This window comes from Enterobacter sp. fkY84-1, assembly GCF_052974705.1.
In genome coordinates this window covers 856,555-881,731 of sequence record NZ_CP169393.1, presented here as the reverse complement: position 1 = coordinate 881,731, position 25,177 = coordinate 856,555, and the positions used below count along the sequence as shown (strand labels likewise).

At 54.9% G+C, this 25,177-nt stretch carries 24 protein-coding genes; 8 read left to right on the top strand and 16 right to left on the bottom strand.

The genetic code is table 11. The features are described from left to right. Window positions 1-119 precede the first annotated feature (119 nt). The 6 genes from metN to proS all read left to right on the top strand — a co-directional run bounded on the left by metN (window position 120) and on the right by proS (window position 5,699). On the top strand, window positions 120-1,151 hold the full coding sequence (gene metN, locus ACEPLT_RS04105) for a methionine ABC transporter ATP-binding protein MetN (RefSeq protein WP_008501880.1): 1,032 nt from the start codon (window positions 120-122) through the stop codon (window positions 1,149-1,151). Further along, entirely contained in the window at window positions 1,144-1,797 is a 654-nt protein-coding gene (locus tag ACEPLT_RS04100) for a methionine ABC transporter permease MetI (RefSeq protein WP_003856130.1), read from the top strand. Before metN ends, ACEPLT_RS04100 begins: the two co-directional genes overlap by 8 nt. Window positions 1,798-1,837: 40 nt before the next feature. After that, a complete protein-coding gene (metQ, locus tag ACEPLT_RS04095; RefSeq protein ID WP_014168729.1) occupies window positions 1,838-2,653 on the top strand; it encodes a methionine ABC transporter substrate-binding lipoprotein MetQ in 816 nt (271 codons plus the stop codon). A 106-nt stretch (window positions 2,654-2,759) separates the two neighbouring features. After that, window positions 2,760-3,164, top strand: coding sequence for an Rcs stress response system protein RcsF (rcsF, locus tag ACEPLT_RS04090; RefSeq protein ID WP_008501883.1), 405 nt, complete (start codon window positions 2,760-2,762; stop codon window positions 3,162-3,164). Then, window positions 3,161-3,868 (top strand): tRNA (N6-threonylcarbamoyladenosine(37)-N6)-methyltransferase TrmO, encoded by a 708-nt coding sequence (gene tsaA, locus ACEPLT_RS04085; RefSeq protein WP_032675982.1) that lies wholly within the window; start codon window positions 3,161-3,163, stop codon window positions 3,866-3,868. The genes rcsF and tsaA overlap by 4 nt, the downstream gene beginning before the upstream one ends. Before the next feature lie 112 nt (window positions 3,869-3,980). Continuing rightward, entirely contained in the window at window positions 3,981-5,699 is a 1,719-nt protein-coding gene (gene proS / locus ACEPLT_RS04080; protein WP_025912202.1) for a proline--tRNA ligase, read from the top strand. Between the two features lie 47 nt (window positions 5,700-5,746). Here the strand turns inward: proS and nlpE are convergent, their stop codons facing one another. From nlpE to ACEPLT_RS04065, 3 genes are read right to left on the bottom strand one after another with little or no spacing between them, the layout of a single operon-like run. Further along, window positions 5,747-6,445: an envelope stress response activation lipoprotein NlpE gene (nlpE, locus tag ACEPLT_RS04075; protein ID WP_021240479.1), complete on the bottom strand. Its 699-nt coding sequence runs from the start codon at window positions 6,443-6,445 to the stop codon at window positions 5,747-5,749. Between the two features lie 34 nt (window positions 6,446-6,479). After that, on the bottom strand, window positions 6,480-6,902 hold the full coding sequence (gene arfB / locus ACEPLT_RS04070; RefSeq protein WP_008501887.1) for an alternative ribosome rescue aminoacyl-tRNA hydrolase ArfB: 423 nt from the start codon (window positions 6,900-6,902) through the stop codon (window positions 6,480-6,482). Continuing rightward, on the bottom strand, window positions 6,899-7,444 hold the full coding sequence (locus tag ACEPLT_RS04065) for a YaeQ family protein (RefSeq protein WP_021240481.1): 546 nt from the start codon (window positions 7,442-7,444) through the stop codon (window positions 6,899-6,901). The genes arfB and ACEPLT_RS04065 overlap by 4 nt, the downstream gene beginning before the upstream one ends. A 196-nt stretch (window positions 7,445-7,640) precedes the next feature. Here ACEPLT_RS04065 and ACEPLT_RS04060 point away from each other — a divergent pair, with 196 nt between their 5' ends. Then, complete coding sequence (locus tag ACEPLT_RS04060; protein WP_008501889.1) at window positions 7,641-7,841, top strand: YaeP family protein; 201 nt, start codon at window positions 7,641-7,643, stop codon at window positions 7,839-7,841. After that, complete coding sequence (rof, locus tag ACEPLT_RS04055; RefSeq protein ID WP_008501890.1) at window positions 7,828-8,088, top strand: Rho-binding antiterminator; 261 nt, start codon at window positions 7,828-7,830, stop codon at window positions 8,086-8,088. The genes ACEPLT_RS04060 and rof overlap by 14 nt, the downstream gene beginning before the upstream one ends. A gap of 28 nt (window positions 8,089-8,116) precedes the next feature. Here the strand turns inward: rof and tilS are convergent, their stop codons facing one another. The 13 genes from tilS to rseP all read right to left on the bottom strand — a co-directional run bounded on the left by tilS (window position 8,117) and on the right by rseP (window position 25,174). Then, window positions 8,117-9,406, bottom strand: a complete 1,290-nt coding sequence (gene tilS, locus ACEPLT_RS04050; RefSeq protein WP_032675980.1) for a tRNA lysidine(34) synthetase TilS — start codon at window positions 9,404-9,406, stop codon at window positions 8,117-8,119. Between the two features lie 58 nt (window positions 9,407-9,464). Further along, window positions 9,465-9,854 (bottom strand): VOC family protein, encoded by a 390-nt coding sequence (locus ACEPLT_RS04045; protein WP_008501893.1) that lies wholly within the window; start codon window positions 9,852-9,854, stop codon window positions 9,465-9,467. Between the two features lie 65 nt (window positions 9,855-9,919). Beyond that, window positions 9,920-12,052, bottom strand: a complete 2,133-nt coding sequence (locus ACEPLT_RS04040; RefSeq protein WP_032675979.1) for a lysine decarboxylase LdcC — start codon at window positions 12,050-12,052, stop codon at window positions 9,920-9,922. A gap of 99 nt (window positions 12,053-12,151) precedes the next feature. Next, the gene (gene accA, locus ACEPLT_RS04035; protein WP_008501895.1) at window positions 12,152-13,111 is read right to left on the bottom strand and encodes an acetyl-CoA carboxylase carboxyl transferase subunit alpha; all 960 of its coding nucleotides are present in this window, start codon (window positions 13,109-13,111) and stop codon (window positions 12,152-12,154) included. A 12-nt stretch (window positions 13,112-13,123) separates the two neighbouring features. After that, a complete protein-coding gene (gene dnaE / locus ACEPLT_RS04030) occupies window positions 13,124-16,606 on the bottom strand; it encodes a DNA polymerase III subunit alpha (protein ID WP_008501896.1) in 3,483 nt (1,160 codons plus the stop codon). 38 nt (window positions 16,607-16,644) lie between these two features. Beyond that, complete coding sequence (rnhB, locus tag ACEPLT_RS04025; RefSeq protein WP_008501897.1) at window positions 16,645-17,241, bottom strand: ribonuclease HII; 597 nt, start codon at window positions 17,239-17,241, stop codon at window positions 16,645-16,647. Continuing rightward, entirely contained in the window at window positions 17,238-18,386 is a 1,149-nt protein-coding gene (gene lpxB, locus ACEPLT_RS04020; protein WP_032675978.1) for a lipid-A-disaccharide synthase, read from the bottom strand. The genes rnhB and lpxB overlap by 4 nt, the downstream gene beginning before the upstream one ends. Further along, on the bottom strand, window positions 18,386-19,174 hold the full coding sequence (gene lpxA / locus ACEPLT_RS04015; protein ID WP_008501899.1) for an acyl-ACP--UDP-N-acetylglucosamine O-acyltransferase: 789 nt from the start codon (window positions 19,172-19,174) through the stop codon (window positions 18,386-18,388). The genes lpxB and lpxA overlap by 1 nt, the downstream gene beginning before the upstream one ends. Window positions 19,175-19,177: 3 nt before the next feature. Then, the gene (gene fabZ / locus ACEPLT_RS04010) at window positions 19,178-19,633 is read right to left on the bottom strand and encodes a 3-hydroxyacyl-ACP dehydratase FabZ (protein WP_010426706.1); all 456 of its coding nucleotides are present in this window, start codon (window positions 19,631-19,633) and stop codon (window positions 19,178-19,180) included. 102 nt (window positions 19,634-19,735) lie between these two features. After that, complete coding sequence (gene lpxD / locus ACEPLT_RS04005; RefSeq protein ID WP_008501901.1) at window positions 19,736-20,761, bottom strand: UDP-3-O-(3-hydroxymyristoyl)glucosamine N-acyltransferase; 1,026 nt, start codon at window positions 20,759-20,761, stop codon at window positions 19,736-19,738. A gap of 3 nt (window positions 20,762-20,764) precedes the next feature. Continuing rightward, complete coding sequence (gene skp, locus ACEPLT_RS04000; protein WP_008501902.1) at window positions 20,765-21,259, bottom strand: molecular chaperone Skp; 495 nt, start codon at window positions 21,257-21,259, stop codon at window positions 20,765-20,767. A 122-nt stretch (window positions 21,260-21,381) separates the two neighbouring features. After that, the gene (bamA, locus tag ACEPLT_RS03995; RefSeq protein ID WP_046092879.1) at window positions 21,382-23,790 is read right to left on the bottom strand and encodes an outer membrane protein assembly factor BamA; all 2,409 of its coding nucleotides are present in this window, start codon (window positions 23,788-23,790) and stop codon (window positions 21,382-21,384) included. Window positions 23,791-23,821: 31 nt separating this feature from the next. Further along, window positions 23,822-25,174 (bottom strand): sigma E protease regulator RseP, encoded by a 1,353-nt coding sequence (rseP, locus tag ACEPLT_RS03990; RefSeq protein WP_008501905.1) that lies wholly within the window; start codon window positions 25,172-25,174, stop codon window positions 23,822-23,824. Window positions 25,175-25,177 lie beyond the last annotated feature (3 nt).

Below are 25,177 nucleotides of genomic sequence, written 5' to 3'. Positions count from 1 at the left end.
TACAGAGTTGGATTGATTTAGACGTCTGGATGCCTTAACATCCGTTTTGTTTACGGTCATCACCCGTATCTGGCAGAAGAAAATGCCACGGCTAACTTACATACGATAAAAATAATCTAATGATTAAACTTTCCAATATCACCAAAGTGTTCCAGCAGGGGAACCGAACCATTCAGGCACTGAACAACGTCAGCCTGCATGTTCCTGCTGGTCAAATTTATGGCGTCATTGGCGCATCGGGTGCAGGTAAAAGTACGCTGATCCGTTGTGTTAACCTGCTTGAGCGCCCAACCCAGGGCAGCGTAGAAGTTGGCGGCCAGGAACTTACCGCCCTTTCAGAGAAAGAACTCACCAAAGCGCGCCGTCAGATTGGCATGATCTTCCAGCACTTTAACCTGCTGGCTTCCCGCACCGTGTTCGGCAACGTTGCCTTACCGCTGGAGCTGGATAACACGCCGAAAGAAGAAGTGAAGCGTCGCGTCACCGAGCTGCTCGACCTCGTGGGTCTGGGCGACAAACAGGATAGCTACCCGGCAAATCTGTCCGGTGGGCAAAAACAGCGTGTGGCCATTGCCCGCGCGCTGGCCAGCAATCCTAAGGTGCTGCTGTGTGATGAAGCCACCAGCGCACTGGATCCGGCAACCACGCGTTCTATTCTGGAACTGCTGAAAGACATTAACCGTCGTCTGGGCCTGACGATCCTCCTTATTACGCACGAGATGGATGTGGTGAAACGCATCTGCGACTGCGTGGCGGTCATCAGTAACGGTGAACTGATCGAGCAGGACACGGTAAGCGAAGTGTTCTCGCATCCGAAAACCCCGCTGGCGCAGCAGTTCATCCAGTCCACGCTGCATCTGGATATTCCGGAAGACTATTTGGAACGTCTGAAAACAGAAGCAACAGCTGACAGCGTCCCGATGCTGCGCATGGAGTTCACCGGTCAGTCCGTTGATGCTCCCCTGCTTTCCGAAACCGCACGTCGCTTTAACGTGAATAACAACATCATCAGCGCGCAGATGGATTACGCCGGTGGCGTGAAGTTCGGCATCATGCTGACAGAAATGCACGGCACACAAGAAGAAACCCAGGCAGCCATTGCCTGGCTGCAAGAACATCACGTAAAAGTAGAGGTACTGGGTTATGTCTGAGCCGATGATGTGGCTGCTGGTTCGCGGCGTTTGGGAAACGCTGGCAATGACCTTTGTCTCTGGCTTCTTTGGTTTTGTGATTGGCCTGCCGGTCGGCGTGTTGCTGTACGTGACGCGTCCGGGTCAAATCATTGAGAACGCGAAGCTGTACCGTACGCTCTCTGCGCTGGTGAACATCTTCCGTTCTATCCCGTTCATTATTCTGCTGGTGTGGATGATTCCATTTACCCGCGTGATCGTCGGAACGTCTATCGGTCTGCAGGCGGCGATCGTTCCGCTGACCGTAGGCGCTGCGCCGTTTATCGCCCGCATGGTGGAAAACGCCCTGCTGGAGATCCCAACCGGTTTGATCGAAGCGTCACGCGCGATGGGCGCCACGCCGATGCAGATCGTCCGCAAGGTTCTGCTGCCTGAGGCACTGCCAGGGCTGGTGAATGCGGCAACCATTACGCTTATCACCCTGGTCGGTTATTCCGCGATGGGCGGTGCCGTAGGCGCGGGCGGTTTAGGTCAGATTGGTTACCAGTACGGCTATATTGGATATAACGCGACCGTGATGAATACCGTTCTGGTATTGCTGGTTGTTCTGGTTTACTTAATCCAGTTCTCTGGCGATCGCATCGTCCGGGCTGTTACGCACAAATAACGTTACACACAACATAAACTCTACGAGTTAAGGATAAAACATGGCGTTTAAATTAAAGACCTTCGCAGCAGTAGGCGCGCTGATCGGCTCTCTGGCACTGGTGGGTTGCGGTCAGGATGAAAAAGATCCGAACCACATTAAAGTGGGCGTTATCGTAGGTGCAGAACAGCAGGTCGCAGAAGTTGCTCAGAAAGTGGCGAAAGAGAAATATGGCCTGGACGTGGAGCTGGTGACCTTCAACGATTACGTTCTGCCGAACGAAGCGCTGAGCAAAGGTGATATCGACGCGAACGCCTTCCAGCATAAACCATACCTGGACCAACAGATCAAAGATCGCGGCTATAAACTGGTGGGCGTGGGTAACACCTTCGTTTATCCAATTGCCGGTTACTCTAAGAAAATTAAATCCCTGGACGAGCTGCAGCCGGGCTCTCAGGTTGCCGTCCCTAACGACCCAACTAACCTTGGTCGTTCCCTGCTGCTGCTGCAGAAAGTGGGCCTGATCAAACTGAAAGACGGTGTTGGCCTGCTGCCAACCGTTCTGGATGTCACCGAGAACCCGAAAAATCTGAAAATTGTTGAGCTGGAAGCACCGCAGCTGCCACGTTCTCTGGACGATGCGCAGATTGCCCTGGCCGTTATCAACACCACGTACGCCAGCCAGATTGGCCTGACCCCAGCTAAAGACGGTATCTTCGTTGAAGATAAAGACTCTCCATACGTAAACCTGATCGTGACTCGCGAAGACAACAAAGACGCGGAAAACGTGAAGAAATTCGTACAGGCCTATCAGTCTGACGAAGTTTACCAGGAAGCCAACAAAGTGTTTAACGGCGGCGCTGTTAAGGGCTGGTAATCTCACCTCAGTGTAATATCATCAGGACGGGCTTATGCCCGTCTTGTCATTTGTGCAGTCAACTGATTCAATATCTGACGTTTTGATTATCCATTGAGGAAATATTATGCGTGCTTTACCGATCTGTCTTTTAGCACTCATGCTGAGCGGCTGTTCTATGCTAAGCAGATCTCCCGTTGAACCTGTTCAAAGCACGGCAACCCCGCCAAAGACCGAGCCTGCGAAACCGAAAGTGGTACGCCCTGCGCCGGTTCGCATTATCACGAAAGCGGATGAACTCGTCGGTAAACCGTTCCGTGAACTGGGCGAAGTGAGCGGCGAATCCTGTCAGGCGACCAATCAGGACTCACCACCGAATATCCCGACAGCGCGTAAACGCATGCAGATTAATGCCGCAAAAATGAAAGCCAACGCGGTCCTGCTGCACAGCTGTGAAGTCACCAGCGGCACGCCGGGCTGCTACCGTCAGGCGGTGTGCATCGGTTCTGCGCTGAACATCACGGCGAAATGAGTGCATTTCAGTTCGAGCAGATAGGCGTTATCCACTCTCCTTACAAAGAGAAGTTCGCCGTCCCCCGCCAGCCCGGTCTTGTCACCAGCGGACGCGGTGAACTTCACCTGATTGCGCCTTACAATCAGGCCGATGCGGTACGCGGGCTTGAGGCATTCAGCCACCTGTGGGTGGTGTTCGTGTTTCACCAGACGATGGAAGGCGGCTGGCGTCCTACCGTGCGTCCTCCTCGTCTTGGCGGCAATGCGAGAATGGGGGTGTTTGCGACGCGCTCGACCTTCCGTCCAAACCCGGTTGGCATGTCACTGGTTGAACTGAAAGGCATACGCTGCCAGAAAGATCGGGTGATACTGGAGTTAGGTAGCCTGGACCTTGTCGACGGCACGCCGGTGATCGACATCAAACCCTATTTGCCCTTCGCCGAAGCCCTTCCGGACGCGCGTGCAAGTTATGCTCAGGACGCCCCACAGGCGGACATGCCTGTATATTTTACGCCTGAGATAACCGCTCAGTTCGGCCAACTGGAGAAACGCTATCCTCGCTTACGGGATTTCATCACCGAAGTTCTGGCACAGGACCCGCGTCCGGCCTACCGTAAAGAAGAGGAAGCAGGTAAAACGTACGCCGTCTGGCTGCTGGATTTTAACGTTCGCTGGCGCGTCACCGGGGCAGGTTTTGAAGTGTTTGCCCTTGAACCCAGGTAATTTTGTTCTCCTCTCTTTTGGCATCTTTGCCACACTGGTAAACTAAACCACTTTTTTTGTGTCAGGCTGGTGTTTCAGCCTGTTCCAATCGTCGAAATGGAACCGTAACAACATGCGTACTAGCCAATATCTGCTCTCCACTCTGAAGGAGACGCCTGCCGACGCCGAAGTGATCAGCCATCAGCTGATGCTGCGCGCCGGGATGATCCGCAAGCTGGCCTCCGGGTTATACACCTGGCTGCCGACCGGCGTGCGCGTCCTGAAAAAAGTCGAAAACATCGTGCGTGAAGAGATGAACAACGCCGGTGCTATCGAGGTGTCCATGCCCGTGGTTCAGCCCGCTGACCTGTGGCAGGAGAGCGGTCGTTGGGAACAGTATGGTCCTGAACTGCTGCGCTTCGTCGATCGTGGCGAGCGTCCGTTCGTTCTCGGCCCAACGCATGAAGAAGTCATCACCGACCTGATTCGTAATGAGCTGAGCTCTTACAAACAGCTGCCGCTGAACTTCTTCCAGATCCAGACTAAGTTCCGTGACGAAGTTCGCCCGCGTTTCGGCGTCATGCGCTCTCGCGAATTCCTGATGAAAGACGCCTACTCTTTCCATACCTCTCAGGAATCCCTGCAAGAGACCTACGACGCAATGTACGCGGCGTACAGCAAAATCTTCTCCCGCATGGGTCTGGATTTCCGTGCTGTGCAGGCTGATACCGGCTCCATCGGCGGTAGCGCATCTCATGAATTCCAGGTACTGGCGCAGAGCGGTGAAGACGATGTGATCTTCTCTGACTCTTCCGATTACGCGGCGAACATCGAATTCGCAGAAGCGCTGGCACCAAAAGAACCACGTGCTGCGGCAACGCAAGAGATGACGCTGGTTGATACGCCAAACGCGAAAACCATTGCCGAGCTGGTTGAGCAGTTCAACCTGCCGATCGAAAAAACCGTGAAGACGCTGCTGGTGAAAGCCACTGAAGGGAGCGCTTACCCGCTGGTTGCCCTGCTGGTGCGTGGCGATCACGAGCTGAACGAAGTGAAAGCAGAGAAGCTGCCGCAGGTTGCCAGCCCGCTGACGTTCGCAACGGAAGCGGAAATCCGCGCCGTGGTCAATGCTGGCCCAGGTTCTCTCGGTCCGGTGAATATGCCGGTTCCTGTTGTTATTGACCGCACGGTAGCCGCGATGAGCGACTTCTCCGCCGGTGCTAACATCGACGGTAAACACTACTTCGGCATCAACTGGGATCGCGACGTGGCGACGCCGGAAGTAGCAGACATCCGTAACGTGGTCGCAGGCGATCCAAGCCCGGACGGTCAGGGTACCCTGATGATCAAGCGCGGCATTGAAGTCGGTCACATCTTCCAGCTGGGTGATAAATACTCTCGCGCGCTGAACGCCGCTGTTCAGGGTGAAGATGGCCGTAACCAGATCCTGACCATGGGTTGCTACGGTATCGGGGTGACGCGCGTGGTAGCTGCCGCCATTGAGCAGAACTATGACGAGCGCGGCATCGTCTGGCCAGACAACATCGCGCCGTTCCAGGTTGCGATTCTGCCAATGAACATGCACAAGTCTTACCGCGTGCAGGAACTGGCCGAGAAGCTGTATGCCGAGCTGCGTGCGCAGGGTATCGAAGTGCTGATGGATGACCGTAAAGAGCGTCCGGGCGTGATGTTTGCCGATATGGAACTGATCGGTATCCCACACACCGTCGTGATCGGCGACCGTAACCTCGACAGCGACGAGATTGAATACAAATACCGTCGCAGCGGCGAAAAACAGATGATCAAGACCGGCGACATTCTTGATTACCTGGTGAAAGCCATCAAAGGCTAAACAAAAAACCCCGCTCAGGCGGGGTTTTTTAATGGCTCAGCGTCAGCTTATTTACTGTTACAGTCTTTACCCGCAACAAACTTCGCGTCTTTATCCGCCACCAGCGTTTTCACCATCTCTCCACTATCCGGGTTAGGCTCCAGCGTAAAGTGACCGTCAACCGTCAGCAATACCGGCTTGCTGTCATTGCCGCGCGCCACCGCGTAATCACGTTCAAGCTGCGCATTGTTTGCCACGCTGACCTTCTTACCGGTTGCGCAGTCGGTAAAGATCGCCGCATCCGCCATGTAGAAGTACATCCCCCGCATCGCCATCGGCGTCGCGGGCAGAGCCGCTTTTACCGGCGCCAGCGTGTAGTTGAACTGGGATTCAATTGGATTGCCTTCACGATCCAGCATCTCCATCCCCTCGCCTTTGGCGCGGAAATAAGTTTTCTCGCCAGCGGTATCCGTCAGAACCAGCTTCTCCGCCGTTCGCGCCCATGTTCCATAAGTTGCAAAAGAAGAAGGCTCTTTTGCGCCCTGATAGCGCTGGTTCATCACCCAGGTGCCGTCTTTTTGCAGGAACAGGGACGTTTCAATGCCTTCACAGTCCGCGCAAGGCAATACGCCGCGCCAGCTCTGCTGCATCGGTTTTAATTCTTCCGTCTGCGTGGGTTGTAAAACCTGCGTTTCGGAGCGGTTGTTACACCCGAAAAGCGCAAACAGCGTACTCACTGCCAGCGCTGACCATAATGCTTTTTTCACAATGAATTCCTTATGAAAAGTGTGTTCCCTTTCGTCACTCTGTGGGGCGACGAACTTTACCGCGTAGTGCTTTCACTGTGGATTTTTGGGCCTTCGAGGCCAGCCGACGCTCTTTCGATGCGCGGGTTGGCCGCGTTGCCCGGCGGCTTTTTTGTACTGCCGTTAATTCTTTGATGACCGCCACCAGCCTGGCTATAGCCGCTTCGCGGTTGAGCTCCTGGCTGCGGTATTCCTGGGCTTTGATCACCATCACGCCATCGCTGGTGATCAGGTGATGGCTGGCAGCAAGCAGACTTTCTTTATAATACTCTGGCAGGCTTGAGGCCCGAATGTCAAAACGCAAATGGATTGCCGTTGAGGCCTTGTTGACGTGCTGCCCACCTGCCCCCTGAGCACGGATGGCGGTGATCTCCAGCTCGTTGTCCGGAATGCTGACGTTTCGGGACAAGACGATCATGAGGCCGGTTGCCACGCCGTCAAATGAATTTCCAGATTATTCTGAGAATCAGAGAGCCAGATGGCACCGTCCTGAATCGTCGCCTGCAACACCATGGTCCGGCTGGCAAAGTCGCTCAGCTGCGCCAGCTGCTCATCATCCAGATACCAGACCGTGAGATTTTTAAACTGTCCGCACTTGCTCTTGTTTTGCTGCCACCAAATCTCCGCAGCGCGCTGATTATACGCGAATAAGGCCACTTCAGCGGACTGAGTGCAGGCCTTCTTAATTCTGCGCTCGTCCGGCAGTCCAAGTTCGATCCACAAATCGATACCCAGATGATCGTTGCGCAGCCAGGCTTCTGGCTCGTCTTCTGCGCTTAACCCACGGGTAAACTGCAGACGCTCGTCAGCGTACTTAATCCACGCCAGCAGGCGCAGCATCATGCGCTCCTGGGTTTCGGAGGGGTGGCGAGCCAGCGTCAGCGAGGCGTCCAGGAACTGGTTGCGATCGAGATCGGCCACATTGACCACTGCTTTATAAATTGTCGCTTTCAGCGCCATGAGAGAACTCCATTCGAATCAGGCGCTCATTGTAGCGAAAACCGCGGCAAAAGGCTGTTGTAGGGTGATAAATACACCGCTATCAAGGCGCTGATATTGCTTAAATGAGTATGGTATAGTCACCTTGCTAAACCGAGTTTATCTTCGTAGGCTTAATGATATCTCACAGTAAGTCAGTGCGCTGGCGGGAGGGGATGTGAATAATTATTGTGAGTTAATTCGCAAACGGTATGCGGAAATCGCCAGCGGAGATCTGGGGTATGTCCCGGACGCGTTGGGCTGTGTATTGAAAGTGCTTAATGAAGTGGCCTCTGATGAGAGCCTTTCAGAGTCGGTCAGGGAAAAAGCAGCGTATGCTGCGGCGAATTTACTGGTGAGCGATTATGTCGATGAATGATACTTATCAACCCATCAATTGTGATGACTATGACAACCTCGAACTCGCCTGCCAGCATCATTTATTACTGACGCTGGAGCTAAAAGATGGCGAAGTGTTGAAGGCGAAGGCCAGCGATCTGGTTTCACGTAAGAATGTGGAATACCTGATAGTGGAAGATGCCGGTGCGACGCGTGAGCTGCGCCTGGATAAAATAGCCAGCTTCAGCCACCCGCAAATCGGCACCGTCGTGGTGAGCGAATCCTGATGACATTAACGGGCAGCCTGGCTGCCCGTTACGCTTTCTGCCACTCAAACCTGACCCCCTCTTCCGCCCATCCCGCTTCCGTGATGAAAATGCCCGCAGCAGCAATCAATGTTTCACCATAGAACAGCAGCGGCGTGGTGTCGCGCAGCCACGGCGGCACGTTGCACTCCTGCCAGATTTTCTTCAGCTTGCGTCCCCCGTTGCGCCCGACAATATGCAGCATGCCGCCAGCCTTAAAGCGTACCGTTACCGGTTCTCCTGCCTCTGGCAGCCTCACATGACCAGACGGTATAAGAGAGACACGTCCTGCCTCACTGGGCAATATCAGCGGAAGCGCAGGAGAAAGCCAGTCGAGCACCACACTGGTCAGTGAGGGCGTTGATTTTACCCACCAGAGTTCCCCTTTGTAGCGCCTTACGTCAAAACCGTTCAGATGGACGCACGGGGAAGCATCCTCCCGCGCCAGGGCAACTTCGTCCCAGATACGGTTTAGCATCGCCCGCGACGGCATCGCGGCGTGATGAGAGGCCAGCCAGCGCCGTAGCAGCGCGGCGCGGCGCACCGGGCTCATCGCTTCCAGCGGTGCAATCGCCAGCGCTCCGTCTTCAGAAATCAGTTCAGCCAGCTCGTCACTCAACAGCTCGTCCAGCAGCGATTCCTGTTCGGCGCACAGCATAGCGCTTCTTGCCGTCGCGTCGGCGAAATGCGGCCAGCGCTCGCTCAATAGCGGGAGGACGCGCAGACGCAGAAAGTTACGGTCATAGCCGTCATCCTGGTTGCTCTCATCTTCAATCCAGCTGAGCTGATGTTCTCGCGCCCAGGCCTCAAGCGAGGCGCGCGTCTCGCCAAGCAGCGGACGCAGTAACGTTGTACCGGCAAACTCAGAACGCTCAGGCATGGCTGAAAGCCCTGCCGGTCCGCTGCCCCGCTTAAGCGCCAGCAGAAAGGTTTCACACTGATCGTCCAGGTGCTGGGCTGTGACCAGCGCTTCTCCTGTACGCAATGCCCCGGCAAAGGCGGCATAGCGGGCTTTACGCGCCTGCGCCTCAATGCCCAGCCCTTCCTCCGCAAGCGTGACGCGCTCGACGAGAAGCGGGATCGCCCACGCCGCACACATAGCTTCGCAGTGCGCCACCCACTCCTCTGCGTGAGGACTTAATCCGTGATGAATATGTATCGCCCGCAGCTGGACGTCAGGCTCCCGATCGCGCCAGCGTTTAAGACGATGGAGCAGAACGGTGGAATCCAGGCCACCGCTAAACCCCACCAGCAGCTGGCGGTACGGTGAAACGGCGTGTGCGATAGCGGGTAAGGTCATAGGGAATTACATATAAAAAATGCCCGAACTGAGCGGGCATTATCACACAGGACGAAGATTACTGCTGATAAAGCTCCAGCGGCAGGCCGTCCGGGTCGTTGAAAAAGGTAAAGCGCTTGTCGGTAAACGGATCGACGCGGATTGCTTCACACGTCACGCCGTGCGCTTCCAGATGTTTTACTGCGCTATCCAGGTCATCGACGCTGAAGGCAAGATGGCGCAGGCCACAGGCTTCCGGACGGGACGGACGCGCAGGCGGAAAAGGAAAAGAGAACAGTTCAATCACATACTGCCCGTTTAACGCCAGGTCGCCCTTCCAGGAGTCGCGCTCCTCACGGTAGGCCTCGCTCAACAGCGTAAAGCCGAGAATGTCGCAGTAGAAGGCCTTACTCTTCGCGTAATCGGTCGCAATGATCGCAATATGATGAACAGCTTTTAAACCCAGCATAGCTTCTCCTTTTTATGATGCCTGAACGTTACAACCGAAAACCCGCACCTGGCAAGCGGTCACCCTTATTTTAGGACTCGCACCCAGTACACGCCGTTTTCGTCGCGCTTCGCACCGTGGATATCCGTCTCAAAACCGGGATAGTGACGCCCTACCGAACAGAGCATCAGCAGGAAATCGAGCACGGCCCGACTCTCTTCGGTAATCATCTCTCCCGGCATCAGGAGCGGTACGCCCGGCGGATACGGCAGGATCATGTTTGCCGATACGCGCCCAACCAGATTTTCCAGCTCGACGGTTTCGACCTCCCCCCTCACCTGGCGCTGCCACGCCTTGTGCGGGGTAAACTTCATCTCCGGCAACACATCGAACGCCTGTAGCATCAGACGCGGCAGATCGTGCTGACGGATCAGCCTGTGGATCCCCTGGGCCAGATCCTGAATACGCATATTGCGGTAGAAGTCAGGATCTTCCGCGTAGAGATCCGGCAGCATGTTCTTCACCCGCAGGTTGAGATCGTAGGCGCGCTTAAATTCCATCAGACCGCGCAGCAGCCCCATCGCCCGGGTTTTATCGATCCCGATGCTGAACAGAAACAGCAAATTATAGGGGCCTGTTTTCTCCACCACCACGCCGCGTTCATCAAGGAACTTCGCCACCAGCGCAGCCGGGATCCCTTCCTCGCTCATCTTGCCCTGCTCATCCATACCCGGCGTCAGGATCGTCACTTTTACCGGGTCGAGGAACATATGGTCACTATCGGCATCCCGGAAGCCATGCCAGTCTTCGGCGGGCGAAACCGGCCAGCATTCTGCTTCATCAATCTCTTCCGGCTGCCAGATATCAAAGAACCAGCCGTCGGCTTCCTCTTTCAGCCGCTGAACCTCTTTACGGAAATGCAGCGCGCGCTCCACAGAGCGATTGATAAGACGTTTACCGGGATTGCCGCGCAGCATCGCCGCAGCCGTTTCGATAGACGCCACCAGCGGATAGCTTGGTGAGGTGGTGGTATGCATCATAAAGGCTTCGTTAAAGGTCTCTTCGTCGTATTCGCCTTTGATGTGAATCAGCGAAGCCTGGGAAAACGCGGCCAGCATTTTGTGCGTCGACTGCGTTTCGAAGAACACTTTACCCGGCACGCGTTCACCGCTCATGCCGCTTTTACCCGCGTAAATCGGGTGGAAATTGGTGTACGGTACCCACGCGGAATCGAAGTGGATCGACGGCACGTCCAAAGTCTTTTTGATCCAGTCCGTGTTGTACAGCAGACCGTCATAGGTCGAGTTGGTGATCACCGCATGGACAGGCCAGCCTGCGCCAGGGATCGTCGCGACCTTGCGTTCAATCGCGTCATGCGCGAACTCCCGCCGCGGAATACCGCCCAGAATACCGAGCGCGTTGCGCGTGGGCGACAGCCAGAGCGGTACAACGTCGCTCATCATCAGCAGGTGCGCCAGCGATTTATGGCAGTTACGGTCAATCAGCAGGGTGCTCCCCGCAGGCGCGGCATACATTCCGACGATTTTGTTCGAGGTCGAGGTGCCGTTGGTCACCATATAGCTCTGCTCGGCCCCAAAGGTGCGGGCGATATACTCTTCGGCTTCCAGATGCGGTCCGGTATGATCCAGCAGCGAGCCTAGTTCGGTGACTGAAATGGACACGTCCGCTTTCAGCGTGTTGCCACCAAAGAAATCATAGAACAGGCAGCCCACCGGGCTTTTTTGGTAGGCCGTTCCCGCCATATGCCCAGGCGTACAGAAGGTATATTTCCCCTCTTTCACGTAGGTGAAGAGCGCCCGGGTAAAGGGCGGCGTAATGTTATCGAGATATTCATTCGTGTATTGCTGAATTCGGGTCGCAATGTCTTCCGCCACGCCGAGGGAATATTCAAAGAACCACAGCGCCATACGCATATCATTGGCGCTGACGTCCATGGTTGAGTGGGTATTAATAAACGCGTACAGCGGGAGATATTCGTTCAGCTTGTTGATATCGCTGCACAGTTCGAGGTCATATTCATCCCAGTCGAAGATCACGCCGCAGATACGCGGGTTATGCTCGATGAACTTCAGCAGATCGGCGCTGTTGTGCGGCCAGATTAGCTGATACCCGCGCGACTGCAGGGCTTGCTCCAGCTCCTTAATCGGCTCATCTTTATAAAAGACGCCGTGCGGCCCCATAACGGCAATGATATTCATGGGCTTCCTCCTTAAAAACTTTAGCTAAGCATAGTCCGGCTAAACCGCAGGTATAAAAAAAGCCGCAACATTGTGCGGCTTTTCAGATAATTGTGAAGCTTACGCGTAACCGTAGGTCATCAGACGCTGGTAACGACGGTTGAGCAGATCTTCTTTGCTCAGCACGTCCAGATCCGCCAGGTCAGCCAGCAGCTGTGCTTTCAGAGAAGCAGCCATCACTTCCGGCTTACGATGTGCACCACCCAGTGGTTCCGGGATGATGGAATCGATCAGCTTAAGCTCTTTCAGGCGTGGCGCAATGATGCCCATCGCTTCGGCAGCCAGAGGCGCTTTGTCGGCACTCTTCCACAGAATGGACGCGCAGCCTTCCGGGGAGATTACGGAATAGGTGCTGTACTGCAGCATATTCACTTTATCACCCACGCCAATTGCCAGCGCACCACCGGAACCACCCTCACCGATAACGGTACAGATGACCGGCACCTTCAGACGAGACATCTCGCGCAGGTTGCGTGCGATGGCTTCAGACTGACCGCGCTCTTCCGCGCCCACGCCTGGGTAGGCACCCGGGGTGTCGATGAAGGTGATGATTGGCATGTTGAAACGCTCAGCCATCTCCATCAGACGCAGGGCTTTACGGTAGCCTTCTGGTGCTGGCATACCAAAGTTACGACGGATTTTCTCTTTGGTTTCACGGCCTTTCTGATGACCAATGATCATCACCGGGCGTCCGTCCAGACGCGCGATACCACCAACGATAGCTTTGTCGTCAGCGTATGCGCGATCGCCTGCCAGTTCGTCAAATTCGTCAAACGCCAGGCGGACATAATCCAGGGTGTACGGACGCTGTGGATGGCGTGCCAGCTGGGCCACCTGCCATGCGCCGAGATCGGCAAAGATTTTGCGCGTCAGCTCTACGCTTTTCTCGCGCAGACGATGCACTTCTTCGTCGATGTTAATATCCAGTTTTTCATCCTGACGGCTTACCGCTGTCAGAGAATCGATTTTCGCTTCCAGCTCAGCAATCGGCTGTTCGAAATCAAGGAAATTCAGACTCATAGTATTCCTGTATTAGTCAAACTCCAGTTCCACCTGCTCCGAACCAATGAGGCCACGGAGATCGTTCAGTAAACGATCGCTCGGAGAGACACGCCACGTTGCACCAAAGCGCAACCGCGCACGTGCATCCGCCCTCTGATAGTAGAGATGTACTGGAATTGTCCCCGAGCGGTGGGGTTCCAGAGACTGACGGAGTCGGTTTAAAAGCTGGTCATCAATTTGCCTGTCCGTCAGCGAGATAGCAAGCCCGCGAGCATATTTTTCCCGGGCTTCGTCAATGTCCATCACTTCGCGGGCGGTCATTTTAAGCCCCCCACTGAAGTCATCAAAGCTGACCTGTCCGCTGACGATAAGTATGCGGTCTTTTTCCAGCAATTGCTGGTATTTATCCAGCGCGTCGGTGAACAACATCACCTCCAGACGCCCGGAACGGTCATCCAACGTACAGATGCCGATACGATTGCCGCGCTTGGTGACCATAACCCTTGCAGCAATCACGAGCCCCGCAGCCGTGGTGATTTTACCACGTTCTGTCGGATGCATGTCTTTTAGCCTGTGGCCGCCGACATAGCGCTCAATTTCTTTAATGTACTGGTTGATCGGGTGACCCGTCAGGTACAAACCTAACGTTTCACGCTCGCCGTCCAGCACCACCTGCTCTGGCCACGGCTGGCAGTTGGAATACGACTGTTCAATCTGCTCCGGCTCTTCCGCCAGCACCCCGAACATATCCGCCTGGCCAATGGCTTCCGCTTTCGCGTGCTGATCCGCCGCTTTCAGGGCGTCGCCCAGCGAGTTCATCAGCGCGGCGCGGTGCGGCCCAAGCCTGTCGAACGCGCCGGACATGATCAGTTTTTCCAGCACGCGGCGATTCAGCTTTTTGGTATCGGTACGGGCGCAAAGATCGAACAGCTCGCGGAAATACCCGCCGTTGTTGCGCGCTTCGATGATCGCCTCGATCGGCCCCTCGCCCACGCCCTTGATCGCGCCGATCCCGTAAACGATCTCCCCGTCGTCATTGACGTGGAAATGGTAGAGACCTGAGTTAATATCCGGCGGCAGGATCTTCAGCCCCATGCGCCAGCACTCATCCACCAGGCCCACCACCTTCTCGGTGTTGTCCATATCGGCGGTCATTACCGCCGCCATAAACTCCGCAGGATAGTGTGCCTTCAGCCACAGCGTTTGATACGACACCAAAGCATAGGCGGCTGAGTGAGATTTGTTAAATCCGTACCCGGCGAATTTCTCCACCAGGTCGAAGATTTTCATCGCCAGCTCGCCGTCGACGCCGTTTTTCTTCGCACCGTCTTCAAAGATGGAGCGCTGCTTGGCCATCTCTTCCGGCTTTTTCTTACCCATCGCACGACGCAGCATGTCCGCGCCGCCAAGCGTATAGCCGGAAAGCACCTGGGCGATCTGCATCACCTGTTCCTGATACAGGATGATGCCATAGGTTGGCTCCAGTACCGGCTTCAGGCTTTCGTGCTGCCACTGAACGTCCGGGTAGGAAATCTCTTCGCGCCCGTGCTTACGGTCGATAAAGTTATCTACCATCCCTGACTGCAAAGGGCCCGGACGGAACAGGGCCACCAGTGCGATCATATCTTCGAAGCAGTCGGGCTGCAGGCGCTTAATCAGATCTTTCATGCCGCGGGATTCAAGCTGGAAGACGGCGGTGGTCTCCGAGCGCTGCAGCATGTCGAAACTTTTCTTGTCGTCCAGCGGGATGGCCGCGATATCCAGCGGCGGCTCGCCGTTCTTCTCGCGGCGGGCGTTGATCATCTCCAGCGCCCAGTTGATGATGGTCAGCGTACGCAGGCCAAGGAAGTCGAACTTCACCAGCCCGGCGTATTCTACGTCGTTCTTGTCGAACTGGGTGACCGGATGCTGGCCCGCTTCATCGCAATACAGCGGCGCGAAGTCGGTGATTTTGGTCGGGGCGATAACCACGCCCCCCGCATGCTTACCGGCGTTACGCGTGACGCCTTCCAGCTTGCGCGCCATGTCGATCAGCGCTTTGACCTCTTCGTCCGCTTCATAGATTTCCGGCAGCTGCGGTTCAGCCTCAAAGGCTTTTGCCAGCGTCATGCCCGGATCGGGCGGCACCAGTTTAGAGATGCGATCGACAAACCCGTACGGGTGGCCCAGCACGCGGCCCACGTCGCGGATAACCGCTTTCGCCGCCATCGTACCGAAGGTAATGATCTGCGATACCGCATCACGGCCGTACATATCGGCCACATGCTCGATCACCTGGTCACGTTTCTCCATGCAGAAGTCAACGTCGAAGTCGGGCATCGAGACACGTTCCGGGTTGAGGAAACGTTCGAACAGCAGGTCGAATTCCAGCGGATCGAGGTCGGTAATTTTCAGCGCGTACGCCACCAGCGAGCCAGCACCGGAACCACGGCCCGGTCCAACCGGCACGCCGTTATCCTTCGACCACTGGATGAACTCCATAACGATCAGGAAGTAGCCCGGGAAGCCCATCTGGTTGATCACCTGGAGTTCAATGTCCAGGCGTTCGTCATACTCCGGACGACGCTTTTTACGCTCTTCTTCATCCGGGAACAGGAATTCCAGACGCTCTTCCAGACCTTCTTTCGATTTCATGACCAGGAAATCTTCCGTGGTCATGTCACCCGTCGGGAACTGCGGCAGGAAGTATTCGCCAAGGCGGACGGTGACGTTGCAGCGCTTGGCAATCTCTACGCTGTTTTCCAGCGCTTCGGGGATATCGGAGAAGAGCTCACACATCTCCTCCTCGCTGCGCATATACTGTTGAGCGGAGTAATTACGCGGCCGCTTCGGATCGTCGAGGGTAAAGCCATCGTGGATCGCCACGCGAATTTCGTGAGCGTCAAAATCGCCCGCCTCAAGGAACCGCACGTCGTTGGTGGCCACTACGGGCAACCCGCGCTCTTCTGCGAGCGCCACCGCGGCATGAAGATAGCTCTCTTCATCCTGACGGCCGGTACGGATCAACTCCAGGTAATAACGATTCGGGAAATATTCTTCATAGAACGAGACGCATTGATCCACCAGCGCGCTGTTACCGCGCAGCAGGGATTTTCCGACGTCCCCCATCCGGCCGCCTGAGATCAGGAGCAGCCCTTCGTTCAGTTCAGCCAGCCAGTCGCGGTCGATCCACGGTCCCAGCGCGCCGTAACCGCGCTGATAGGCTTTGGAGATCAGAAGTGTGAGGTTTTGGTAACCCGTATTGTTCATCGCCAGCACGGAGATTTGCGTCAGTTCATCCCCGATGAGGTCGCTCTGCACGTGGAAATCTGCACCGACGATCGGCTTCATCCCCGCGCCGTGCGCCGTTCCGTAGAACTTCACCAGACCACACAGGTTGGTAAAATCGGTGATCGCCAGCGCAGGCATGCCAAGCGAGGCCGCCTTTTTTACCAGCGGCCCGGTCTTCGCCAGCCCATCGATCATGGAGTAGTCGCTATGCACCCGCAGGTGTACGAAACGTGGTTCAGCCATCTTCAGATTCCGCGTTACTTAATTGCTTGCGTAATGATTCAGGACACCCGTCCCAGGGCGCGTTTTACCGGGCCAAAACTGCGCCGATGGTGTTCGGTTGCGCCATGTTCAGCCAGCCTCTCCAGGTGGAAAGGTGTGGGATATCCCTTATGCTGGGCGAAACCATACTGAGGGTAAGTGAGATCCAGCGCGGCCATTTCGGCGTCGCGTGTCACTTTGGCAATAATAGAAGCTGCGCTAATTTCTGCGACCCGGCTATCGCCTTTGACCACTGCCATTGAAGGCATGGGCAATGCCGGACAGCGGTTGCCGTCAATCAGGACATATTCAGGGGAAATTTTCAGCCCCGCCACCGCACGCTGCATCGCCAGCATCGTGGCATGCAAAATATTCAGCTCGTCTATCTCATGCGGTTCAGCACGCCCGAGGCTCCAGGCCAGCGCTTTCTCCTGAATCTCACTAAACAGCGCCAGCCGGCGCTTTTCAGACAATTTTTTTGAGTCGTTCAGCCCGACGATCGGCCGAGCCGGATCGAGGATCACCGCAGCGGTCACCACGGCTCCCACTAACGGACCACGACCCACTTCGTCCACCCCCGCCACAAGGTGGGTGTGAGGATAAACAAATTCCATCATTTTGCTAACTCCAGCACCGCATCGGCCGCTTGCTCATCAGCATTACAGCGGATCAGTTGATGCAGTTCGCGGAAGGTATCGTGCATCTGGTGGCTGGTTTTACCGTTGGCGAGCAGCGGCAGCAGGGCCTCCGCCAGCGCCTGCGGCTGGCATTCATCCTGCAGCAGCTCTTTCACCAGCTCGCGACCCGCAAGCAGGTTTGGCAGGGAGACGTAATCTGTTTTTACCAGACGTTTTGCCAGCCAGAAGGTAAACGGCTTCATGCGGTAACCGACCACCATCGGGCATTTCGCCAGCATACACTCCAGCGCCGCCGTGCCGGAGGCCAGCAGTGCGGCATCGCTCGCATACATCGCTTCCCGCCCCTGCCCGTCCAGAAGACGGACGTGAAGATCCGGGGCGACGTCAGCTTTGATGCGCTCAAACTGCTCGCGGCGTTTGGCATTCACCAGCGGCACGACCACTTCAAGATCGGGCCAGGTCTGGCGAAGAATTTGCGCAGTCTTAAGAAAATCGGCGCTCAGCATCTCAACTTCTGCGCCACGGCTGCCTGGCAGTAAGGCCAGACAGTGCACATCATGCGGGATGCCCAGCACGTCGCGCGCCGCGTTTTTATCCGGATCCAGTGGCATCGCATCCGCCATGGTATGACCGATAAAACGGCACGGAACATTAAATCTGTCGTAAAACGCTTTTTCGAAAGGCAGGAAAGCCAGCACCAGGTGGGTGGACCGTCCGATTTTGAAAACGCGTTTCTGTCGCCACGCCCAGACGGACGGACTGACGTAGTGAATCGTTTTAATGCCCTGCTTTTTCAGGTTCCCTTCGAGGGTAATGTTGAAATCAGGTGCATCGATACCGACAAACACATCGGGTTTGAGTTCGGTAAAGCGGCGGGTGAGATCGGCACGGATGTGCAGCAAACGGCGTAACCGTCCCAGCACCTCAACGATCCCCATCACGGCCAGCTCTTCCATTTCATACCAGGCCTCACAGCCTTCGGCCTGCATCAGCGGGCCAGCAACACCGACAAAGCGAGCATTGGGTACGCGTGCCTTAAGCGCACGGATGAGACCGGCACCAAGAATATCGCCGGAGGTTTCTCCGGCGACCAGGGCTATCGTAAGCGGACGACTGTCGACCATTAACGAATCAGACCCCTTGTTGAACGGTCAAAGAACTCCATGAACGCGTCCACTTCCGGGTGCTTTTTCGCCAGTTCGGCAATTTCCGGCTTCGCCTCTTCCAGCGTTTTACCGCTACGGTACAGCAGTTTGTACGCGTTGCGGATGGCAGTAATCGCTTCGCGACTAAAACCACGACGCTTGAGGCCTTCGATGTTCACGCCAAACGGCGTGGCATGGTTGCCCTGCGCAATCACATACGGTGGGACGTCCTGCGCCACACCGGAGCATCCGCCGACCATCACGTGCGCACCAATGATGCAGAACTGATGGACTGCGGTCATGCCGCCAATAATTGCGAAGTCATCAACTGATACGTGTCCTGCCAGCGTGGCATTGTTGGCAAGGATACAGCGGTCACCCACGGTACAGTCGTGCGCGATATGCGCATTCACCATAAACAGGTTATCGCTGCCCACCTTCGTCAACCCACCACCCTGTACTGTTCCACGATGAATGGTGACGCTTTCGCGAATACGGTTACGATCGCCGATTTCCACACGGGTCGACTCACCAGCATATTTCAGATCCTGGTTAACTTCGCCGATGGAGGCGAACTGATAGATCTCGTTATTGCAGCCAATGGTCGTGTGACCATTCACCACAACGTGAGATTTCAGTACTGTACCCTCACCAATTTCGACATGGGGTCCAACAATACAAAACGGGCCAATGTGGGCGTTAGCACCAACGATGGCACCCGTTTCCACAATGGCGGTAGGATGAATAAAGGCGGATTTATCAATCACGTATCAGGACTCCCGGCTACGAGCACACATCATCGTCGCTTCGCAAACAACTTTACCGTCAACCAGCGCTACGCCTTTGAAGCGAGTCAGGCCACGACGCGTTTTTTCAAAAGTGACTTCCATGATCATCTGATCACCAGGCACGACAGGGCGCTTAAAGCGCGCTTCGTCAATACCCGCGAAGTAATACAGCTCACCGGGTTCCAGTTTACCGACGCTTTTAAACGCCAGAATACCGGTAGCCTGAGCCATCGCTTCCAGAATCAACACACCCGGGAAGATAGGTTTACCAGGGAAGTGCCCCTGGAAGAACGGCTCGTTCACGGAAACATTTTTCACTGCGCGCAGAAAACGACCTTCTTCAAAATCCAGCACACGGTCTACCAGCAGAAACGGGTAGCGGTGCGGCAGAAGTTCTAAAATCTCTTCAATATGCAGAGTATGAGTGTCAGTAGTCAAAATACTCTTCCTGTCAAAATGTACTGATAACAATAATAACACGGCCTGCCGGTTTATTAGAAAGCCGACAGGCCGGGAAAAATAGCGTTAAACGGATGACGCTTAGTCTTGTTGATCGATCTTGCGCTCAAGGGACTTGAGGCGCTTGCTCATATCATCAATGTTCATCACCAGAGCTGCTGTTTTACGCCATACCTTGTTGGGCTGGAGCGGAATGCCGGAGGAATAGACGCCAGGTTCAGTGATAGGACGCATTACCATGCCCATTCCCGTCACGGTCACCTTGTCGCAGATTTCCATATGGCCATTAATCACGCTCGCACCGCCAATCATGCAATAACGGCCAATTTTCAGGCTGCCCGCCATGATGACGCCACCCGCAACCGCGGTATTGTCGCCAATCACAACGTTATGCGCAATCTGGCACTGGTTATCGATGATAACACCATTGCCAATGATCGTGTCGTCAAGCGCGCCACGGTCAATGGTGGTACAGGCGCCGATCTCCACGCGATCGCCAATAATAACGCGACCAAGCTGCGGGATCTTAACCCAGTTACCGCGATCGTTAGCGTAACCAAAGCCATCAGAACCAATCACGGTGCTGGACTGGACGAGGCAGTTTTCGCCAATTTCAACGTCATGGTATACGGACACATTGGCCCATAAACGGGTCCCGGCGCCGATTTTCGTATTTTTCCCAACGAAGCAGCCCGGGCCAATGACGACGTTATCGCCCAGCTCGACGCCGGATTCGATAACCGCATTCGCACCAACGGCGACGTTGTTACCCAGCCTGGCCGTCTCATCAATCGCTGCGCTGGCAGCAATGTTCTGGGCCGGTTGCGGCGTGGTATCAAGAATTTGAGCCATGCGTGCATACGTCAGGTAGGGGTTTTTCACTACCAGCGCGCTTACAGTGGCAAATGGAAGATCGTCCTGCGTCAGAACAACAGCTGACGCCTGGCATTGAGCCAGTTGCTCACGGTACTTAGGGCTTACCATGAAGGTAATCGTGCCAGCTTTAGCAGATTGCATGGACGCAACAGCGGTGATGACGATATCGCCATCACCGTGTAATTCTGCATCCAACTGCTGAGCTAAATCAGCCAGTCGAATTGAAGGCATTACTTATTTAACCTGTTTCAGAACGTCAGCAGTGATGTCTTTAACATCTTTGCTGTTGAAAGCGACGGCGTTCGCATCAACAACCAGATCGATGCTCTGATCGGCAGCCACTGCTTTAACAGCGGTCTGAATGCGAGTCACCAGCTTGCCGCGTTCTTCGTTAGAACGACGCTGACGATCCTGCTCGAAAGCCTGCGCTTTCTGGGAGAACGCCTGGCGCTGAGCCATTACGTCTTTTTCCAGCTTGCTGCGGTCGCTTGCCTTCATGGTAGAACCATCACGCTGCAGACGCTGCATTTTGGACTGAAGATCGTTTTCCATACCCTGCAGTTCGCTTGCACGGCCTTTGAATTCGTTTTCCAGCGTCGCAGAAACACCTGTTTTCTGTGCAACCTGCTGGAACAAATTACCCATGTTGACGATTGCAATTTTGTCTGCTGCCTGAGCAGAAGTTGCCATCGCTAAACCGAGACCTGCAGCTAATAACCACTTTTTCACAATTAACTCCTTACCATCCCATTGGCACCAGAAGGTACCGTTCTTTGCGTGGCAAGGCGACCGTATTACCGATCGCCAGTTGTCAGCGCTACACTGCCAACGCATTCCTTTGCAGCGGATTATTACCAGGTTTTACCAATGTTAAACTGGAATTGCTCCGCTTTGTCTCCATCATATTTCTTAAACGGCTGGGCGTAAGAGAAGACCAACGGCCCCAGCGGTGACATCCATTGTAATGCGATACCGGCAGACATGCGAATATTGCTCGGATCGCTGTAGTCAGGAACATCGCTAGGCATACCTTTCGTGCTCCAGTTTGTATCCCACACGGTACCTGCATCCCAGAAGAAGGACGTACGCACCGAGTTCGCATATTTATCACTGATAAACGGCGTTGGCGTGATGAACTCCAGGCTGGCAACGGCCATAGCGTTACCGCCGACTGCATCGTCAGAACTACAAAGCTGTCCTGGACCTTTATCGCAGTTATCTTTGTCGTTCCCGCCGTAGTAAACCGCTTTCGGACCAATGTTGTTGGACTGGAAGCCACGAACGGTGCTGGAACCACCGGCATAGAAGTTTTCATAGAACGGCATCTCTTTGCCGCCTAAACCATCACCATAGCCCCAACGGGTACGACCCAGAACCACCCACTTGTGATCGTCATCGATCGGGAAGTAGGACGCAGTATCCAGCGTCACCTTATAGAACTCGTTATCGGAACCCGGGACGGTGACTTTACCGTTCAGGTTGACGCGAGAACCTTCCGTTGGGAAGTAGCCACGGTCGAGACGGTTATAGGTCCAGCCGTAGTTGAAGGTGAAGTCATCTGCCGCAAAACCGTTATTATCGCTGGTCGTGCTCGCCGACTGGCCAATAGAATCCAGGTAACGCCACATGGCCACCTGCGGTTGCATATTGGACAGGTCGTTATGCACGTAACCTAAGCCCGCTCGCAGGGTGTTGTATTCGTTAATCGGGAAGCCAAGCGTACCGTCCACACCGTAACTCTTGTTGGTGTAGGAGGACAGATCCGCATCGTCGGCTTTAAAGTCGTTGTAGAAGATACGACCGCCCAGGCTCACACCGTCAACGGTGAAGTATGGGTTCGTTACAGAGAACTCAGAGTAGGTCTGGTAGTCGTTTTTGGTACCGTTAATTCCGACAGAGTAACCCGTACCCAGCCAGTTATCCTGCTGCACGCCAACCTGGAAGCTGACGCCACTTTCAGTACCGTAGCCCACACCGAAGTTAAAGCTACCGGTGTTACGCTCTTTCACTTTATAAACGACATCAACCTGATCCGGGCTGCCCGGTACGCGCTGGGTATCAGTATCAACCGTTTCAAAATAGCCCAGACGGTTCAGACGCTCTTTACCCTGATCAACGAGATCGCTACCTAACCATGCGCCTTCCATCTGACGCATTTCGCGACGCAGAACGGAGTCTTTGGAGGTGTCGTTACCGACGAAGCGGATCTTACGCACGTAGAAACGGTTACCCGCGTCAACATTCACGTGCAGCTTAACGGTTTTATCCGCGTCATTGATTTCCGGCTGAGTCTGTACGCGCGGATAGGCATAACCATAGCGGCCGAGCAGCTTCTTAATGCTGTCTTCCATTTTGGTGACTTTGGATCCGCTATAGAGATCGCCTGGCTGAATTTTGGTCAGCGATTCGATTTCAGCAGAATGCCCCGCCAGGTTACCACTCACCTCAACACCCGAAAGCTTGTACTGATCGCCTTCCGTGATGTTGATCGTAATGTAGATGCCTTTCTTGTCCGGCGTCAGGCTCACCTGCGTCGAGTCGATGTTGAAACGCGCGTAACCACGATCCAGATAGTAGCTGCGCAGGGTTTCAAGGTCGCCCGCCAGTTTCTGTTTCTGGTATTTGCGATCGCCCACCACGTTCCACCACGGCACTTCATCGCGCAGCTGGAAGGTGGAGATCAGTTCGTCGGTGCTGAACGCGTGGTTACCCACAATGTTGATCTGCTGGATCTTCGCAGAGACACCTTCCTGGAAGACCAGCTTCAGGTCAACACGGTTACGCGGCAGCGGAGTCACAACCGCTTTCACGCTGGCGCTGTATTTACCGACGCTGTAGTAGAAGTCTTCCAGACCTTTTTCAATGTCTGAAAGGGTTGTGCGGTCCAGAGACTCACCCACACGAACACCGGATGCTTCAAGGTTTTGCTTGAGCATGTCATCTTTCACCGACTTGTTACCGGAGAAAGTGATACTGGCGATCGTTGGACGTTCTTTTACCTGTACCAGCAGGGTATCACCATCACGCAGGACGCGGACATCCTCGAAGTTGCCGGTGGCAAACAGAGCACGGATGGTATTACTGATATCATCATCATTAACCGTATCGCCGGGGCGCACAGGCATACTGAGGAGGGCCGCACCAACGGCGACACGCTGAAGGCCTTCGAAATGAATGTCTTTCACTACGAACCCGTCAGCACCGTATACGGTGGCGCTGCTAAACAGCAGCGACGCTATGAGCAACTTTTTCATCGCCATCGTTATTATGCGTTCTTCCTAACTAACTCTCTTACAACCGAGAGAAATCATTGAAAAGTGCAAGCCCCATTAACAGCACCAGCAAAATCGAGCCAATGCGATAACTAAAGTCTTGAACTCGCTCGGATACCGGCCCGCCTTTTAGCTTTTCAATCGCTAAAAACAGCAGATGACCCCCGTCTAAAACGGGAAGCGGGAACAGATTGATTATCCCAAGGTTCACGCTAATGAGCGCGAGGAACATGAGATAGTAAATCACCCCGAATTCCGCTGACATCCCAGCCCCCTGGGCAATCGAAATTGGCCCACTGAGGTTGTTCAGTTTCACATCACCGGTTATCAATTTCCCCAACATGTTGACCGTCAGCTTCATCAGTTGCCATGTTTTATCCGTGGCTTCAAGGATGGCGCTGAACGGCCCATACTGGCGTATTGTCTTGTACTCATCTGGCAGCGGGATCACTTTTGGCACAACGCCTGCAAACCCTTCTGCCTTCTTGCCGACCGACTTCGTATCCGGGATCAGCGTCAGCGAAAGCGGACTGCCCTGCCTTTCAACTTCCAGCGCGAGAGACGTACCCGGATTATCGCGCACCAGAGTAACAAAGGTCATCCACTCTGTTAATGGTTGACCATCGACTTTAACGATCCTGTCGCCTGCTTGCAAACCCGCTTTGCTCGCCGCCGAGTTTGCCTGTACTTCGGCTAATACCGGCTCGATCTGCGCGCCGCGCGGACGAATGCCCAGCGCAGCGACGGGATCCTCTTTGTCTGGCTCGAAACGCCATTGACGTAAATCGAGCACTTTGTCCTGACGGGCGTCTGACCCAAATGGCGATACGCTGATGGTGGTCTGCGGATCGCCAATTTTAGCAACCAGCTGCAGTCGCACGGCATCCCAATCAGGGGTTTCGATGCCATCAATCGCTTTAAGTTCCATCCCGGATGTAATTTGCGCACTCGCCGCGATGGAGTTGGGGGCAATGTCACCTACTACCGGACGCACGCCAGGGACGCCGATGATAAACACCAGCCAGTAAGCGAAAATCGCAAAGATGAAGTTGGCTACCGGTCCGGCAGCGATGATGGCGGCGCGTTGTCCAACGGTTTTATTGTTGAATGCGCTGTGTCGCAGTTCAGGCGCGACAGGCTCGACGCGTTCGTCGAGCATTTTGACGTAGCCGCCCAGCGGGATAAGGGCGATGACAAATTGCGTACCGTGGCGGTCGGTGCGCGTCCAGAGTGATTTACCAAAACCGATGGAAAACCGTTCTACGCGCACGCCACAGCGGCGAGCAACCCAGAAATGGCCAAATTCATGCACGGTAATCAGTACACCCAGTGCAACTATGAACGCCGCCAGATTCCAGAGAATGCTCAGCATAAA